At 41.0% G+C, this 16,901-nt stretch carries 15 protein-coding genes, 1 tRNA gene and 1 other RNA gene; 7 read left to right on the top strand and 10 right to left on the bottom strand.

The window, feature by feature from the left end; all coding sequences use genetic code 11:
* Nucleotides 1-188 (top strand): hypothetical protein (locus tag AAC033_RS14965; protein ID WP_339739542.1); only part of this gene is annotated, 188 nt, incomplete at its 5' end.
* A gap of 224 nt (nt 189-412) precedes the next feature.
* The gene (locus AAC033_RS14960) at nt 413-1,006 is read left to right on the top strand and encodes a TetR/AcrR family transcriptional regulator (protein WP_339739540.1); all 594 of its coding nucleotides are present in this window, start codon (nt 413-415) and stop codon (nt 1,004-1,006) included.
* 721 nt (nt 1,007-1,727) lie between these two features.
* Here the strand turns inward: AAC033_RS14960 and AAC033_RS14955 are convergent.
* From AAC033_RS14955 to AAC033_RS14920, 8 genes are all read right to left on the bottom strand, one after another.
* On the bottom strand, nt 1,728-3,068 hold the full coding sequence (locus tag AAC033_RS14955) for a Gfo/Idh/MocA family oxidoreductase (protein ID WP_339739538.1): 1,341 nt from the start codon (nt 3,066-3,068) through the stop codon (nt 1,728-1,730).
* A gap of 39 nt (nt 3,069-3,107) precedes the next feature.
* The gene (locus tag AAC033_RS14950) at nt 3,108-3,845 is read right to left on the bottom strand and encodes a DUF1080 domain-containing protein (protein ID WP_339739535.1); all 738 of its coding nucleotides are present in this window, start codon (nt 3,843-3,845) and stop codon (nt 3,108-3,110) included.
* A gap of 105 nt (nt 3,846-3,950) precedes the next feature.
* Complete coding sequence (locus AAC033_RS14945; RefSeq protein ID WP_339739533.1) at nt 3,951-5,513, bottom strand: RagB/SusD family nutrient uptake outer membrane protein; 1,563 nt, start codon at nt 5,511-5,513, stop codon at nt 3,951-3,953.
* Nucleotides 5,514-5,524: 11 nt separating this feature from the next.
* On the bottom strand, nt 5,525-8,746 hold the full coding sequence (locus tag AAC033_RS14940; RefSeq protein WP_339739531.1) for a TonB-dependent receptor: 3,222 nt from the start codon (nt 8,744-8,746) through the stop codon (nt 5,525-5,527).
* A 150-nt stretch (nt 8,747-8,896) separates the two neighbouring features.
* Entirely contained in the window at nt 8,897-9,847 is a 951-nt protein-coding gene (locus tag AAC033_RS14935) for a FecR domain-containing protein (RefSeq protein WP_339739529.1), read from the bottom strand.
* Nucleotides 9,848-9,948: 101 nt separating this feature from the next.
* Entirely contained in the window at nt 9,949-10,512 is a 564-nt protein-coding gene (locus AAC033_RS14930; protein WP_339739527.1) for an RNA polymerase sigma-70 factor, read from the bottom strand.
* Between the two features lie 124 nt (nt 10,513-10,636).
* Entirely contained in the window at nt 10,637-10,936 is a 300-nt protein-coding gene (locus AAC033_RS14925; RefSeq protein WP_339739525.1) for a site-specific integrase, read from the bottom strand.
* 597 nt (nt 10,937-11,533) lie between these two features.
* Nucleotides 11,534-11,607 (bottom strand) — tRNA-Pro (locus AAC033_RS14920).
* Nucleotides 11,608-11,775: 168 nt separating this feature from the next.
* Here AAC033_RS14920 and AAC033_RS14915 point away from each other — a divergent pair.
* From AAC033_RS14915 to AAC033_RS14900, 4 genes are read left to right on the top strand one after another with little or no spacing between them, the layout of a single operon-like run.
* A complete protein-coding gene (locus tag AAC033_RS14915) occupies nt 11,776-12,504 on the top strand; it encodes an N-acetylmuramoyl-L-alanine amidase (RefSeq protein WP_339739523.1) in 729 nt (242 codons plus the stop codon).
* Complete coding sequence (locus AAC033_RS14910; protein ID WP_339739521.1) at nt 12,501-12,947, top strand: hypothetical protein; 447 nt, start codon at nt 12,501-12,503, stop codon at nt 12,945-12,947. Before AAC033_RS14915 ends, AAC033_RS14910 begins: the two co-directional genes overlap by 4 nt.
* A gap of 9 nt (nt 12,948-12,956) precedes the next feature.
* Nucleotides 12,957-13,370, top strand: coding sequence for a hypothetical protein (locus AAC033_RS14905; RefSeq protein WP_339739519.1), 414 nt, complete (start codon nt 12,957-12,959; stop codon nt 13,368-13,370).
* Nucleotides 13,367-13,801 carry a hypothetical protein gene (locus AAC033_RS14900; protein WP_339739517.1) on the top strand — a complete coding sequence of 145 codons (435 nt, stop codon included), beginning with the start codon at nt 13,367-13,369 and terminating at the stop codon, nt 13,799-13,801. The genes AAC033_RS14905 and AAC033_RS14900 overlap by 4 nt, the downstream gene beginning before the upstream one ends.
* Here AAC033_RS14900 and AAC033_RS14895 read toward each other — a convergent pair whose 3' ends face one another.
* Together AAC033_RS14895 and AAC033_RS14890 are read right to left on the bottom strand one after the other, a co-directional pair.
* Nucleotides 13,802-15,001 carry an NAD(P)-dependent oxidoreductase gene (locus AAC033_RS14895; RefSeq protein WP_339739515.1) on the bottom strand — a complete coding sequence of 400 codons (1,200 nt, stop codon included), beginning with the start codon at nt 14,999-15,001 and terminating at the stop codon, nt 13,802-13,804. It abuts the gene before it with no gap.
* Between the two features lie 114 nt (nt 15,002-15,115).
* Nucleotides 15,116-16,189: a class I fructose-bisphosphate aldolase gene (locus AAC033_RS14890; protein ID WP_339739513.1), complete on the bottom strand. Its 1,074-nt coding sequence runs from the start codon at nt 16,187-16,189 to the stop codon at nt 15,116-15,118.
* A 323-nt stretch (nt 16,190-16,512) separates the two neighbouring features.
* On the opposite strand from AAC033_RS14890, the gene ssrA reads away from it, so the two are divergent.
* Nucleotides 16,513-16,901, top strand: a transfer-messenger RNA (tmRNA) gene (gene ssrA / locus AAC033_RS14885); the annotation flags it as partial.

Below are 16,901 nucleotides of genomic sequence, written 5' to 3'. Positions count from 1 at the left end.
ACGGTGATATCAAAGGATTAACCGTTGATTTTTATAGCTGTAGGTGGGTGTTAAGCTACCTTAAAAAAGAAATCAACTTAACAGAGTACTATAAAAAAAGACCCACCAAAGGTTGGTCACTTAGCAAAAGCCAGTTTTTAAATAACGTGAAAATCGCATACGGTATGTATGGTCTTTCAGATATATGAAAAAATAATAAATAGACAATAGCACATACTCAAAATGACTATGAAAATACATATTTGCATGCCAGCTTTGAGAGTGTGAATTTATTTTCAACTTCGAGTATTTCCGATCCTGATAGTGCCTGATTTTCGCTATGGAAACATGCTGTCTGCCAATAAACCTTTCCTGAAACCATCAAGAAATCATCATTTTTACGTAAGTTAGTAATCTATAGATCAATGCTGCTATGACGACAAAAGACCGAATTATTGAAGAAGCTTTCAAGTTATTTTTAAATCACAACTACGAAAAAGTAAGCATCTCGGATTTGGAGGAAGCGATCGGAAAAACACGAGGCGCGATATTCTACTTTTTCAAAAACAAGGAAGAGATATTCAATACTGTGATTGAAACCTACATCATTAAAAAGCAGGCTCCTAATGAAAAAATTGACTTTTCTGACGATCTTTCATTGGAGCAGTTTATTTACCGGTATGTCAAGGAGATAAGCACCACCATGTCCCGGATGTTATCCCTGTCGGTGGTGAATATCTACAAGCAATATTTCTCTTTATACCTGCAGGCATCACGCATCTATCCCCATTTTTCCGAGATCATGACCCAGCATTCGATCGTCGAAATCAACCTTTGGGAAAAAGCGATCAGCCGGGCCATCCAAAACAAGGAAATTAAGAAGGTAGATCCCAGGCATTATGCTATCCTTTTCCGGAGCTGTTTTTTGGGGCTTGCCTTCGATCGGTGCCTGTCCTACGGGCTGGATACGGAAGAATTGCTCACAATCTACCTGGGCATTTACAACCAGCTTAAGCTAAAGTCTTAGCTGACTTTACTGTAGATGAATGTCTAGTTTATGATTCGAGCATAAAGCACAGTATATTTTAGACATTAGGACGTACTTATCTTCTCCCGTGAGTAAATTACTTACCCAATTCGCCTGTATCCTTCAATGATATAGTACGCTATACTGGTCTTACCAGTTTAGTGACATCAAGCACGTTGACGAAATACGAAGATACTAAAAACCCATAGAGCTGCACCAAGGCAGTGGATTTATCCAGCCAGGCTTGCGATCTACACCAAGTGATACGCCCATCATTCCAGCCATCTCGCATTGGAGATTGGTTCCCAAGTGGGAATGACCGCCAAGGAACCAAAAAATCCGTACAAAGACGACCATCTCCAGGGGAGAACCAATCTCCGAAAAAACTGCATTCTGCAGCCAAAGCAAAATGCTACCTTGTGTATGACAATAGATTATATAAACACCTCAATTTAAATGAAAAATCAACCCCAGTATATATTCGGTGAAATGACCAGAACCACCAATGTCCTTAATCGTTTGGGAAGGTTATGCCAGTAAATGGCTTCGCCCTGAAATCAAATCCCACTTCGACAACCAGATACTGCTAGTCCGCTTTTTGCTTCCCCAGGCAGACTATACTTTTCAATCATTTTTCAGTTTTCTATAATTATTAAATGCACGAGATTACTCGAGAGACCTATGACGACCAACATTTTTTCGCTCACTCGTGCCAGTTCGCCTATACCTTCGGTAAATTCCAAGGACTGCGATACTTTGCTTTAATATACTGATCTGCTCCAGGATTATTTACAAATTGTCTTTGTTCAGAATCATAGACGATTTTATCCCCTGTTCGATAAGAGATATTGCCCATGTGCGCTAAGATTGTCGCAAATGCCCCCTTGTGCATGGGACTGTTGGTCTCGATAGACTGTTCCCTAATGCAATCACACCAGTTTTTAACATGAGCTTCAATTCCCCCGTGTTCATACTTGCCTGTCAAAAGCATCCCGTCAACCATTGGACTTCCGCTGTTATCTGTTTCAGGAATAAGCTCATAACCTTCGCGGTTACAAACCAGAGTTGCCTTGCTTCCGATCCACGCAACACCCTGATTACGGTTGTATAATTTTGCTACTTGTTGAGCCCATTCGATATGAAAAGTTTTGTACTGAAAAATAGTTGTTTGACAGCTTGGCGTTTCGTTAAAACTTTCGGGATGTTTATAAGCCGAGGAAAAAACAGCTTCTGGATAAGTTCTGTCGTTCATCCCCAGGGCTTTTAAACCGTCGAATGCCGAGTCGATCCAATGAACACCCCAGTCGGTTTGCTGACCACCACCGTAATCCCAGAATGTACGCCAGCTCCAATAACGGTGATTATTAAACGGACGCTTTGGTGCCGGTCCTAACCACATATCGTAATCTATATAGTCGGGAGTGGGAGTGTCTTCCTCCCTGGCAACAGGATTGGTAGGTTCGTTAATCCAAAGCTGTACTTTGTAAATATCGCCAAGTACTCCTGTATTTAATATTTCATTTGCTTTGCGAAAATACCGCTGACTGGTTTGCCACAGGCCAGTGGTTACAATTCCCTTGTACTTCTTTTGTAAATCAATCATCAGATTACATTCTTCGATTGAGTTTGCTACCGGCTTTTCTATATAAACTGCTTTTCCGGCTTTTAGTGCTTCAGCAAACATGTAGGTATGCCAGTGATCGGGCGTGCCAATAATTACACCGTCAATATCTTTATTTTCCAGTAATTCATGAAAATTACTATAAAGCTTCATATTCCCTGTCTGGATTGGGAACTCTTTTCTAAAACGAGTGGCTTGCTCCTCAAGTCTAACCTCATTCACATCACACATGGCCAGACAGTGCACCCAAGGGTTGCCACTGAGGGCTCCTTGCAGATCTCTACACCCCATACCAACACCTATGACGGCAAGATTGACCCTAGAGCTGGGAGCACTCTTGGTCATATTAGCCATTACTTTGCTTGAAATCAAGGATGACATTCCTATCCCTGCAATCAAAGACGAAGAATTCTTAAGAAAATCCCTTCTATTAGTTTTCATACAATTGTTTTGAGCATTAAATAATTTGATGTTGCCAAATTAGAGGTTACGTATCCAAATATTCCGGAAAGATACCCTCGTCCCATGGTCTTGTAAAGCAAGTGGCATACGACCATGAGCTTCATACTTAGGTAAACCTACATAAGGTGTATTTCCCTCTAATACATAATTGTTTTGAACAACTACACCATTCAAAACAACAGTGATTATTGCAGGTGATTTTAATTCATCATTTGAACCAAAACGGGGGGCTTTCCAGTAAATATCGTAAACTTGCCATGCTCCATTCTGTGTGTACGCATTAACAGATGGAGCATTCTGTTTGTATATACTACCAACCATACCATTTACATAAGTTGAATTACTATCTCCATCTAGCACTTGAACTTCGTATCTACTTTGAATAAAAATGCCGCTGTTTCCGCGATCCTGACCGACAAATTGTTCAGGAGCCGGAGATCTAAACTCGAGATGCAACTGACAATCACCAAAAAAGTCCCTGGTGACGATATTACCTGCTCCTGGCTTAACCACTAATTCACTATCTTTTACTGTCCATTGAACAGGGCCACCATTTGCCGATCTCCAATTTGACAAACTTGTGCCATCGAATAATATAATTGCATCTGATGGCGGCTGTCCTCCGCTGCCAGGTACAACTACTTTTGGAACAGGATAATACCATTCCGTACTCTCTGGTGCCCACTGCTGATCATGTTGGGAATATGCATTGGATAAAATAAGAGAAATAACGATAACTAAAATTGTCTTTTCCATCTTCAATATTTTACAAAATTTGACCAGAAATCTAATTTCATTTTAAAAAACTAGATCAGGTACACACTGTTTGCCATTTTTTGCGGCAAACAGTGTGTACTACACTTAATATCCTGGATTCTGAACTAAATTAGGGTTAGCATCCATCTGATTTTTGGGTATTGGAAATAGCTTTCGGAATTCTTCGCTTTCATAAGGTTTGAATATTCTAGGCTCGGTATATTTGTTAAACCTAATCAAATCAGAACGACGCCATCCTTCAAGAAATAATTCCCTTCCTCTTTCATCAATTATATCTTCAGCAGTTAGTGAGGTAAAAGGAGTCACATTGGCCCTGACACGAAGTAGGTTTATTAGGTTAACCGACTCACTATTGGTGTCGTCGATGCGCCAAAGGGCTTCAGCCTTCATTAGGAGAATATCTGAGTATCGGAAGACAAAAAAATCGCTATTCAAAAAACCGTTCGTTCCCATCTCAATTTCCCATTTTTTGATTCTTGCTCCATTTTGACGAGCCGTATTATAAAGGGAAATAAATGTTGGAGTTAGGTTAATCCATGGGTCTCCATCGATTGCAGGATCTTGTTCATAACCAGGGTCAAGCAAGGGCTCGCCCGAAGATGTATATTGTGGTCCCCAAAGGAAATTATCTGACTTGCGGGTATCCTCCTCATCGTACAAGTAAAAGAACTCTGTTTGTACAGATAGACCATTCCACGGTTGTTGTGTCATGTTAAAAGTCTGAACATGAGAGCCGTGTAGACTTATCAGTGGAAGGAACCATGACCATTGTGTGTAGATTTCGTCAAATGGAATTGCAAAAATTGCTTCGCTTGAATTTTGATTCTCAGCAATGAAATTTTCTCGATAGGTCGTTGTTAAACTAAATTTTCCTGATTCGATAATCTCGTTGCACTCATTCAACACATTCTGCCACTGTTCTCCACCAGCATATATTTCGGCGTTTAAATAGAGTTTAGCCAGAATTGCCTTCGCGGTCCAGTAGGTTACTCTTCCATAGGTTTCGTTATTCAATTCCTTGGATAATTTTTCCTGGTTGTCTAAAACTTCCTGCTCAATGAAATTAAATACCTCTAAACGGGAATTCGTAGAAGGAAGAAAATCTGAGGAAACATCAAATTCGTCGATTATCGGAATATTTCCCCACATATCAATCAGCCACAAATACCATAGCGCTCTAACAATCTTCAATTCTGCAATATAACTATCGTAACTCACCGCATCAATTTCTTCCAATTGATAGATCAGACGGTTACAATTGTTAACCTGGCCATAGAAAGCTAGCCAAGTACCTTCAAAAAAGCGGTTATTCGTAATCCAGGTATGATCCGTCATTTGCTGATCCTGACCATCTCCAGCCCAATCACCGCCTGTTCGACCAACTATTGCGACCTCATCTGCTGTACAGTAGACTGTCCATAAATTTCCAAAGTCCTGAAAGTTTCTTAATCCACTATAGGCAGCTCCAATAGCGGAAACAATCTCATCATCCGTTTGCAGAAAGTTCTCGTTCCCTAACTGGCTATAGAGAGGTTCATCCAAATCGGTGCATGAAGGGCCGATTAATGCAATGCTAAAGATAATTAGTAAAAGGCGTAGTCCAATTACCTTCATTTTTTTATATAAATAATTTATGTGTGAATTCATGTTGTGTATTTTTAAAATGAAAGATTAATTCCAAATGTGAATGTACGGGTCGTAACCCAGCTATCCAGAGGCTCTACGCCAGGAACTAATACATTACCTCCATAAGTATAACGAACCTCCGGATCGACTCCTGTATAGTTTGTAATGTAAAATAGATTCTGTCCTGATACATATGCTCTTGCTGCAGTAATTGTATTATGGACTGGAAACTTGAAGTTGTATCCCACAGTAAAATTATCTAGTTTGACAAAAGAGGCATCCTCCAAATAGTAGCTATTATAAGCAGAGGCACCTTTATATGAGGGGTCGAAATATTTCGTATTAATGAGATTGTATGAGCTTATTCTTGAAACCTGTTCGAAAATTGTCCGATTTAAATTTAGCAGATCATGTCCGTATACGCCACGAAACAGAAAGCTTAAATCGAATTTACCAAAAGTAAAATGATTAGAAAAACCTATCTCACCTTTTGGTAATCCACGCCCAATAATTGTAACATCGTCTTCATTTACGACTTGATTGGCATCAACATCCTTAAGAATATATTTGCCGTCAGCATCCACACCCTCATAAATCCAACCAATCATTTGTCCAATGGGCTTGCCTTCTTCCACTCGAACAATATTTCCTGCTAAAGGAGCAGGAAGACCACCTATTTCTCTTACTCCATATCTAATATCTCCCAATGATAACGAGACTATTTTTGAGTTATAGGTCGCAAATGTTACACTTGGAGTCCAGCTAAATTTTTCCTTTTTGATAGCTTGATAGTTCAACGCAATCTCAATCCCTTCGTTTTTGAGTTCTCCCGCATTCAAGACAGACGTTGGATATAAATTAGGAGGAACAGGTACATTCAAAGTTATCAACGCGTCAGTTGTTTTTCTATTATAATAATCGAATGTTCCTGTTATTCTTGAATCAAACAAACTAAAGTCAATCCCAAAGTCAATTTCGGATTTGGTTTCCCACTTCAAATCAGGATTGGGGTTGCTTTGTGGCGAATAAACAGGTGTAAACTCCCCATTATAAAAGAAATAGTTCGTTGATCCACCCGGGCCGTACAACTGCTGGGACAGATAACTTTCCCCTGGCAAAGCACCGGTCACTCCATAGCTTGCCCTTACTTTAAATTGATCAACTCCGGGAATTGAAACAAGTTGACTTAAATCAACCCCTGTGCTAACTCCCGGGAAATTCCCCCACTTATTGCCTTCACCGAATCGGGTGGATCCTTCTCTTCTCAAGGAAGCTGAGAGGAAAAAAGTATTGTCATAATTGAGATTTACCCGTCCAAAGAAAGCGATTAGCTTATTATTCTCTTTTGAACTAGTAGCAATAGCCTTTCCATCCGCAATATCTTTGGAAGCGGCAAGATTATTGTATTTGAATGCATCAGTTAAAAAATTTCCTCCCTGAATATGAAAATTTTCATTCGTGAGACTTTGATATGAATACCCGCCTAACAAAACGAAATTCAGATCATCGAAGGACTCCACATAATTACCAGTTACTTCAAATAATTCATTTTTAAGATTAGAACTGGCTCTGGTCGCCAATCCATTTCGGTCTACTCCGCTGCCATAATAGCTATATTTGCTGATATATTGCCCACGTGTACTATCGTCAGTATTTTGTGCATAGCGTACTGATGCGGTCAATTTTTCTATCGGTTTATAGTCAGCTTGTAGATTATACATTAGTCTTGATATTTTTTCCTCATTTGTATTTTGCTTAACGATGGCAAGCGGGTTGTATAATTCATGAACTTCAGACTGAAAGTACCCTCCATATTTTGAATAATACGGCTCAGAAGAATAAATTGGAGCACTTGGAGGCATGACAATCGCTGACCTAAAGGCATAATCAAATCCCAACTGAGCCTCTTTGCTTGTAGCAGCTAAGTTTAATGTCAGCGTAACCTTGTCATTGAGTGCTTTCTGAGACAGATTCAGTCGTCCATTAATTTGTTTGAAGCCCGTATTAAGTAGTACGCCGTCGATGTCACGATAATTAAAGGAGGCTCTGTAAGTTGTCTGATCGGTTCCTCCAGAAAGAGATAAATTATGAATCTGAGAGATGGCTGTCCTTGTAATTTCATCCATCCAAACGGTATTTCCGCTCAGATCTGTCCCCCCATTAGCGAGGTAGTCCTCTAGATTCATTGATGGATGTGTCCTGTCTGTAGCCTCTGTTGTGACGTATCCATTATAGTCAACTTTTGCTTTTCCTTTTGTTCCGGTTTTCGTAGTAATTAGGATCACCCCACTTGAGCCTCGTGTACCATAGATTGAAGCTGCCGCCGCATCTTTGAGCACGTCCATTGCTGCAATGTCATTTGGATCAACACTGTTAAGGTCCGCACCAATAACTCCATCGATGATTATAAGCGGTTGCGTGTTGGCGCCCAATGTTGATAATCCCCTCAACCTGATTTCGAAAGATCCATTTGGATTTCCTTGTGGTGCAACAATATTCAGTCCTGCAACTTTACCTTGCAGCAACTGAGCTGGGCTATTAATACTTCCGTGGTTAAAATCTTCATATTTTACCCCAGTAACGGCTCCTGTCAGTTCTTTTTTTGACTGACTTCCATACCCGATAGCCACCACTTCTTCAATCCCAATCGCATCTTCCTCCATAACCACATTAATCGTGGGCTGATTAGCAAGAACAATCTCCTGACTCTTCATCCCCACAAAAGAAAAAACCAACGTGCCAGCTGCTGGCACATTAGAGATGGTATAGCGTCCATCGAAGTCGGTAATGGAGCCGTGGGTAGTTCCTTTTACCAAAATTGTTACCCCGGGAAGCGGTTCGCCAGACGAGTCGGTAACGCGCCCCGAGACGGCTTGCGCTTGTTGCAAAAAAGACTTGGCAGGCATTAAAACGATATTTGAGCCTACCATACCATATTCCACCTTAGCATCGCTGAATATTTGAGTCAGTACTTCAGTAACCGATTGGTCTTCTGCATTGATGTTGACTTGCTGGGTCAGATCGATCTCATTCTTGTCATACACGAAAAGATAATCCGTCTGATTTTCGATCGTTCTGATCACCTGGATGAGAGGGGCATTTTTTAGCTGAATATTCACTTTGGCAACCTGCGAGTTAACATTAGTTGCATACAGCGACGATGCAAAAACGAATAGCAAAATACATGTTGTCCTCATTTTTCGTAATAGTCGTTTAGCGGAGTCAAAGAATTCCTCTGACAAATAATTTTTCATACATTTGTTCTTTGGTTGTTAATACTTGAATTGTTTTAGTGAGCAGGTCAGGTATCGACCATTAGCCGGTAGGTGTTGCAAGCGCCTTCCGGTTTTTTGTTTGCGTTAATTTCTTCTGTTCATAAGCACTTCCTTTTTTAGATTATTGGTCTATTCAATGGTTATTTTATTTCTTCTATCGTCTATCGTGTAAGAGAATTGGTTTTCCAGCTGAAGCACTTTCAGGATGTGTTCCACTCCGTCTTTTGTTCTGAATTTTCCGGTGCAGTGATAATTTAGAGCCCGACTGTTTTTAACTTCTATTGTCAGGTCGAAATACAGCTCCAATTGATTAACCAATTCGGTGAAAGTAGCATTATCAAAACTTAGGATACCCTCCCTCCATAGAAAATGGTCCATATTTCGGATTGGTGTAATAACCATTCTCTTGTCTTTGAGATTAACCTGTTCGTTAGGTTTAAGCATGATTCCACTTGAACTGCCTTGTTTCAGTACTTCAACAGCACCTTCAAGAAGTGCCGTCTCAAAAGTTTCAGCACTCGAATAGGCCATCAGGTTAAACTTTGTTCCCCATACCTTGACATCGTATTTTGATGTGTTTACAATAAATGGCTTCGATTCATCAGTGGCGACATCAAAAAAACCTTCGCCATCAAGTTTGACTTCACGGAAATCTCCCGAAAATTGGCTTGGGAAAGTCATGGTGGTTTTCGCGTTTAGCCACACTTTTGTGCCATCTCCCAGCGTAATTTCGGCACGTTGCCCGGCAGGAACATGCAAAGTTTGTATGTTGGTTTTGGTATTCTGTCGAATATCTTCAGACAAAAAATAATGGGATACTAAGAATGCAAGAACGACTATGGCCGCTATCTTAAGGGCTTCGATAAAGTACTTATTTCTCCTTGTAACAGATGTTTTCTCTTTAGACTTTTTCAGGGATACAACATTCGCATCTGTTTGCCAGATCATGATATCGTTTAATTTTCGAAGTGCGAGGTATTCCTTCATATTTTTGGGATCAGCATCCAGCCAGTTGGTTACCGTCACCTTTTCCTCGTCAGTACAATTCCCGTTGATATATTTTAAGAGAAGGTCTTCCATGCTTGAAACGTATAGTTTTCAGTAGAGGAGTTTATATATTTTCCCTAACTACTAACAGAACGATTGAAGCTGGAGCATCCCTAGTCGATTTTTGAACTTTTTTAATAATTCAGGAAAGAAAAAAATCCAATTAGCGGTAGATAATCATTTAAGGCTAAGCGTAACTCCTTTATTGATTGTGAAATATGATACTCAACCCCTTTTTGAGAAATATCAAACAATTCAGCAATTTCTTTGTGCGATTTATTTTCAAAACGACTTAGAAGAAATATTTCCCTTGTTTTCTCGGGAAGCGATTGGAGCGTTTTTTGAATGATTTGCTGTATCTCTTTGGAGAAGATTTCATTTGGATCACTCGACTCAAGCGATGTTCTTCTGATTTCCAGCTCCCGGGTCAGTGCTTTTTCGATTGTACCGTGGACATCCCGTTTAATGGTTTGATGTTTTAAATAGTCGAGCGTACTGTTTTTCAAAATGGAAAACAAAAAAGGCCTGACTGGATCTACTGCTTCCTTTTTCATTCGTTCCCATAATTTAATAAGGGCATCAGATACAATATCCTCGGCGGCCATATCATCATGAACATACGATTTTACATACAGGTAGGACTTCCTGTAATAGGCAGTATAAATCTCATTAAAGCTATTGGCCTGATTGAGATACATCTCTTTTCAGTTTCGGTTTGCTCCAGCAAATTTAGAAAAATTATCCACTTTATTTGGTTGAATAAAATTATCTACTCTCAGGTGAGATGTTAGGATCAATCAATGTATGAAGAATATTTTTAGGCTATGCTCCATTTAATTTCATCTTCAGTATATTCATATCCTTCGATATTTTTGAATCTACAATCCTCGCATAAATCTGCGCTGTTTTTAATGAAGTGTGGCCTAACATTTTTGAAACTGTTTCAATGGGAACGCCATTTGCCAAGGTCACAGAAGTCGCAAAGGTATGCCGGGCGACATGCATCGATAAATTCTTCGTGATCCCGCAGATACCAGCGAGTTCCTTGAGGTATTCATTCATATTTTGATTGGAATACACCGGAAGCAGTTGATATCGCATTGCTTTTTTATGTAACTTCATCCCTGTTTGGGCGTTTCCCTCAAAACAAAAAAGCACTTAACCTATTCAAGTTAAGTGCTTTTAGTATTTGTCGTTGTCCTTGAGAGTGACTTGGCTGAGAGTAAAACTACCTGCTGAAGCTAAAACCCTAAAAGGCGATCTTTAAACCAAGTCAAATCAAAATTGCACTGGTGTTAAATAATCTCACAGCCCATTCATGAACCTTTTCGGCCTAAGCCCTCGGATGATTGAATTATGATCAGTATAAATTAAATAACAACTAATTTGGTTTCAAATCGATCTTTTTGTATTTAAGTTCAGGAATGTTCTTCAATTTCGTTGGAGGTGACTTATTGAGACCACGAAGGTCGAAGTCCTGTAAGATATTGATTTTATGCGAATTAAATCAAAAACACGTGCCCCTCGTTTTGGGCACACTTACAAATTCAAATAAAAATAAAAGCGCTTAAAATCAATGGTTTAAGCGCTTTTGTTTTGGGGTAAATACTCAAAAAACTTCATCCTCTATATGGTTTGACTTGAGATGTTAGAAAATCAAAAGAGCCCGTAAAAACTAGTGTTTACGGGCTCTTTTGATGTCGATTTATTTTTAAATAGTCGGGATGAAAGGATTTGAACCTTCGACCCCCACGTCCCGAACGTGGTACGCTACCAGACTGCGCTACATCCCGCTCTTTTTTTTGAGTGGAGCAAATGTACAATTTTCGATGGAAACGATCGAGCACTTTTTTCAAAATATTCTTGTTTTCGCAATTTCATAAAAAAAATAAATATCAGACGATTGACTCTTTTATTGTTTTTCTGTAACTTGTATCGACATTACACTAATCTCCTAACGTATGCATATCAAGAACCTGATCAAAGAGCTTCCCTGGCACGCCGAGCGTGTTTGGCAGAGGCGGGAACTCTCCCAAATTGATAAAATTATTATTCATCAGGAATTGGGCGAAAGTACTATCGAACAAGTTAACAGCTATCACACCTCCGTTGGACCACAAAACCACATCACGCCTAGTGGCTGCCCACACATGTGCTACCACTATGCCATTCGGAAGAATGGCGAAATTGTTCAAGTCAACGAATTATCTGACATTGTTTGGCAATGCAAAGGACAAAATACAAGCGGAGTTGGAATTATGCTTGTCGGTAACTTTTCGGGCCCGGGATACGACATGGGCACGAGCGAACCAACCCCGGAGCAAATTCAGTCGACCGAGCAGCTGGTTGATTTTCTGCTTGAAAGCCTGAATCTGCCAAACACCAGTCTTTTCGGACATTATCACTTTGGCAAACCGGCGTGCCCAGGATATGTCATGCAGGAATGGGTTGAAAAAAAGCGGGGACATCTGAACGTCGGAATCAGCGAGCAAAAAGTTGAAAAATCAATTACTGAAATTCAATCTCGACTCAATGAGCTGGGCTACAATGCCGGAAAAGTTGATGGCATCCTAGGAATGAAAACACAGTCAGCCATCCGGCGTTTTCAAGCTGATCAGCACTTGCTGGTTGATGGGATTGTTGGTCCTCAAACCTGGTCAAAATTATTGAACCTAACAGCAAAATCATGAACACAAAAAGTAATATCAATCAAGACGAATTCTATACCATCATTCAAAAAGAATTTTGGTTGAAATGGTTCTCCAAGCTCATGTTTACCCTTATATCCGTGAAAGTTTGGGGATTGATCGCTTGCACCTGGGTGTCAACCTACCTGCTGCTGTGCCACGAAATGGTGCCCATTGCCGATCAAGCGTATGAGCTGGGAATAAACGGTGCGCAATGGGTGACTTTCAATACAACCATTTGGGGACTGATTTTCGGCATGAAAGAAATTTTCCGGGTGATGGATAACAAAGATCGTAGTGATGCCAAAATCATCAAGCAAGACAATGAAACGAAGGAGGAAATTGCTAAAATAACGGCAAGTACAATGACCGGCGGAACTGAAGGTGGTTCAAAATCAACGTATCGGTCTGATGGAAAAGAAATAGTTGGCGACGAACCTAATTAACGGTAAGCTATGGGAAAGACTATAAAATCAATCATTATTGGCCTAATCGTGTTGGCGGTTGTTGCTTCGCTTATTCTCGTGAGCTTCAAGATTGAAGGGCCGGGAACGCTCATTGGTGGTTTAGCCGTGTTGTGGGCAGGCGCTAAATCGAAGATCTTTGGCAGTAAAAACAGCGAAGATAAAATTGAGCAAATCAAAGCCGATCATAACCTAAAACGGTCTGAATGGCAAACGGCGAAAGAAGAATATGACTCCAGGTTCCGGATGCTTCAGGCACAAATGCAATACATTGATTATAAATCGGCCCTGATTTCTGAAAAAATAAGTACCCTGGATGAACACCAAAAGCAAAAGATTAAGGAAATAGAAAGTGCCAACAGCGACCAACTTCTCAAACTACTCAATGAAAGGAACAAGCCATGATTAAAAAACATCTCGTATTCAGTCTTTTTATCTTATTGGCTGTTGGCACCTCGGCGCAAAGCAGCAAACTGGTGCCAGGAGCGAGTTTCACCAACCAGTCAACCGACACGCTTTACATCATTCCGATGCAGCAGGTGAAATCGCTCCTGTCAAGTGCAGTAAACAATGATATAAACGAGCAGAAGCTGGAATTGTACAAGAACAAGATCAGCCTGTTTGAAGAGCGATCGGCACTGGCTGATAGCGCCATGACCATTAAAAAGCTGGAAGCCGATTACTGGCATAGCCAATTGCTTCAGAATGATCAGCTACTGGAAAATCAACGCATTGAAAACATCAAGCTGATTGATGAAAAGAACCGGATCCGTCAGTCGCGTGTATACTACCTGGTAGCTGGCTTGGTTGCGGGGGCGGTAATTGTGTCCCTCTGATTATTCCTCCAGAAAATCGTTCAGATAACTGAACCCGGGAGTCAGTTTCCCTTTTTTCAGAATGGTCGCCCGCTCGATAATTCCTTCGCTGTCTTTACCGAACAAGGATGGAAACACTTCGTGATACAAATCTCGGGCAAACGTTCTGGAAGCGTCCATGGGCAAGGCAGCCGGCAGGTTATCGACAGCCGCAACCGTGACATGATCAGGAGAACTAAACGGTGCCCGTTCAATTAAGTTTGTTGCATCCACATCGTAAAATGGTGACCCAATTTCTGAAGTTCGCAAGGTGGTCGGGATTGGTCCGGGTACATCGCAGCTAATATCCGATATCAGAGAAATGCCGAAATCATTTGATTTCAAATCATCAGCTGTAAAAAAATGAGGCGAAACTTGGTTCCAGAAATGAGAGGCGATAAATACATCAGCTACTTTCGTGTAAGGTAAAAACGCCGATTCATAGTCTGCCGGATGATCGTAGAAATGCTGCTCATTAAACATTCCAACCTTTCTCTTCACATAGTCTTCCGGATCTAAACGGGTAAAAACCGGATGGTCATATTCGTGTTCCAAGAATTCCTTTGGCAAGACTTCAGGAATCCCTTGATGGTTAATTATTTCAAGCGCTCCCGAAGCAACTCGCCCGCCTCCGGTGACCACAATTTTCAAGGCTGGAATTCTTAATCGGCTTAACTGCCTGTGTAATTCATTCAGATCTTTACAGTTTTCGGGGCCAGGCAGTTCGATCCGGCAAAAACGTTTACCAATTCCAACAAACGCATAATAGGCTCCAACAACTCCGGCCCAAAAACCAAAAGCCACCAGCCGGGTACGATGTTGATCCACAAAGTATTCGTAGTCAAGCAATGTGATTTTCTTTTGAGCCATCAATTTAAAAAAATCCCGGTTATAAGCTTGCTCTTTAGCCACATGACTAAACATGACATAGGTTTTCCCTTCCATCAATGCTTCATTGGCCACTTCCTTTACACCAATCAGCAAATCGCAGTGCGAAACATCATCGACCACCGAAATACCCAATTGTTGATATTCATGATCCTGATGAACCCTCAAATCACTTGACTGTACGAAAAGCTCGATTTCAGGATGATTTTGCAGCATTAATGCTGCTGTCTCCGGAGTAATGGCCACCCGCCTGTCTTGCCATCTTCTGGTTTCGCGAAGAATTCCCACTTTCATTTTATGAACCGATTTCTTTTGTTTGCGGTAAGATAGTAAAAAATGAGAGGAGTCACAGACTCCCGCCAAAGGCAATTTCGAGCAGAAGCCTCAGTGTTGTTCAATTTCTGCCATTTATGCCACGGTAATTTCATCGTTCAGATACACATCCTGTATCAAATTTAATAACTTAACACCATCATGCATAGAGCGTTGAAAAGCTTTTCGTCCGGAGATTAGTCCAGTCCCTCCTGCCCGTTTGTTGATTACAGCGGTTCGGACTGCATCAGCAAAGTCGCTTTTGCCGGAAGATGCCCCACCTGAGTTAATCAGCCCAATTTTCCCCATGTAGCAATTGGCTACCTGGTAGCGACACAGGTCAATTGGATGTTCTGATGCCAGCTTGTCATACATATCAGGATGGGTTTTCCCGAATTTTAGTTCTTTAAATCCGCCATTGGTATCCGGTTGTTTCTGCTTGATCAGATCTGCCTTGATGGTAACACCGAGATGGTTGGCCTGGCCGGTCAAGTCTGCCGCAGTGTGGTAATCAACATCCTTTGTTTTGAACTCATTATTCCGGGTGTAGCACCACAGGATGGTGGCCATTCCCAGTTCGTGTGCCCGCTCAAAAGCCGAGGCAACTTCGATGATTTGACGATTGGACTCTTCGGAACCAAAATAAATGGTAGCCCCAACAGCGGTTGCCCCAAGATTCCAGGCCTCATCAACACTTCCAAACATGATCTGGTCATACTTATTTGGATAAGTCATCAATTCATTGTGGTTGATTTTTGCGATGAACGGGATTTTGTGCGCATATTTTCTCGCATGCAAAGCCAAAGCGCCAAACGTTGTTGCGACAGCATTACATCCTCCCTCCATAGCCAGTTTAATAATATTCTCAGGATCGAAATACTGTGGATTGGGAGCAAACGAAGCACCAGCCGTATGTTCGATGCCCTGATCAACCGGCAGGATGGAGACATAACCAGTTCCCCCCAATCGTCCATGGCCATATAATTGCGCCAGGCTTTTTAATACCTGAACATTCCGGTCAGAAGTGCCAAATATAGAATCAACAGCACCAGGACTGGGAATCGCTAAATCTTCTTTTGTAATTCCTGTTGGTTTATAGCTCAATAAAGAAGATGCTTCTTTTCCAAGATATTCTTCAATTTTTGATAAGGTATTTACACTGCTTTTCATGTCTTTGAATTTTAAGGATTATCAATAATCCCTTAAAAGGAAAATATCATACCAAAGAAAACGGATCGTTCATAGTGAGCTGTGAATGTGATTGGTATACGCATGGGGATATTCCATAATCCAGAGGGCTAACAACTGAATGTAGAGCATATTCTACAAACAATCTCGCTTTTATCCCTAATTTGATTTCCGATCTAAAACCATCCGTCTCCAACACATTGATGTCAAGACCTTGTCGGAGGCGAAAATGTTAATCGATTTTAAAATCGAAGCAAATCATTTCCACTTCGCTCAATTTTTGTACTTTTGTAGTCCTTTATACCGGGGCTGACTGGTTTTGACAGCGGGTAGAAGAGGTATGTAAGCATGTCGAGCTTTGGTTGTTGGCTCGGAAATCTTAATGATCAAACTTTTAATTGGCGAAAACAATTACGCTCTTGCAGCGTAACCGAATCAAGTAGGTTATGCTTAATCCCGGCACCAGGTGCTGGGACAAGACATCGTCCGGATGCTATTGCCTTGAGGCTATCCGATTCGACGGTGCAAAAAATCGAGGCTAGTTGAATGTTCGCTTTGCACATTCAGCGAAACTTAAAAAGCTAAGGTAATAGTCGGTGGCCTTGATCCAGCTATTACTCGAAAATCAAGTCGAGGCTACACATGTAGAAAGCATATTGCTTCCTCGTTTGGACCCGGGTTCGATTCCCGGCAG

The organism is uncultured Sunxiuqinia sp., assembly GCF_963974515.1.
Taxonomy (GTDB): domain Bacteria; phylum Bacteroidota; class Bacteroidia; order Bacteroidales; family Prolixibacteraceae; genus Sunxiuqinia.
This window is presented reverse-complemented; position numbering and strand designations above follow the sequence as displayed.

Coding starts and splice junctions, on each gene's coding strand:
- AAC033_RS14960 (WP_339739540.1), top strand. CDS start 413: ATGACGACAAAAGACCGAATTATTGAAGAAGCTTTCAAGTTATTTTTA.
- AAC033_RS14955 (WP_339739538.1), bottom strand. CDS start 3,068: ATGAAAACTAATAGAAGGGATTTTCTTAAGAATTCTTCGTCTTTGATT.
- AAC033_RS14950 (WP_339739535.1), bottom strand. CDS start 3,845: ATGGAAAAGACAATTTTAGTTATCGTTATTTCTCTTATTTTATCCAAT.
- AAC033_RS14945 (WP_339739533.1), bottom strand. CDS start 5,513: ATGAATTCACACATAAATTATTTATATAAAAAAATGAAGGTAATTGGA.
- AAC033_RS14940 (WP_339739531.1), bottom strand. CDS start 8,746: ATGAAAAATTATTTGTCAGAGGAATTCTTTGACTCCGCTAAACGACTA.
- AAC033_RS14935 (WP_339739529.1), bottom strand. CDS start 9,847: ATGGAAGACCTTCTCTTAAAATATATCAACGGGAATTGTACTGACGAG.
- AAC033_RS14930 (WP_339739527.1), bottom strand. CDS start 10,512: ATGTATCTCAATCAGGCCAATAGCTTTAATGAGATTTATACTGCCTAT.
- AAC033_RS14925 (WP_339739525.1), bottom strand. CDS start 10,936: ATGAAGTTACATAAAAAAGCAATGCGATATCAACTGCTTCCGGTGTAT.
- AAC033_RS14915 (WP_339739523.1), top strand. CDS start 11,776: ATGCATATCAAGAACCTGATCAAAGAGCTTCCCTGGCACGCCGAGCGT.
- AAC033_RS14910 (WP_339739521.1), top strand. CDS start 12,501: ATGAACACAAAAAGTAATATCAATCAAGACGAATTCTATACCATCATT.
- AAC033_RS14905 (WP_339739519.1), top strand. CDS start 12,957: ATGGGAAAGACTATAAAATCAATCATTATTGGCCTAATCGTGTTGGCG.
- AAC033_RS14900 (WP_339739517.1), top strand. CDS start 13,367: ATGATTAAAAAACATCTCGTATTCAGTCTTTTTATCTTATTGGCTGTT.
- AAC033_RS14895 (WP_339739515.1), bottom strand. CDS start 15,001: ATGAAAGTGGGAATTCTTCGCGAAACCAGAAGATGGCAAGACAGGCGG.
- AAC033_RS14890 (WP_339739513.1), bottom strand. CDS start 16,189: ATGAAAAGCAGTGTAAATACCTTATCAAAAATTGAAGAATATCTTGGA.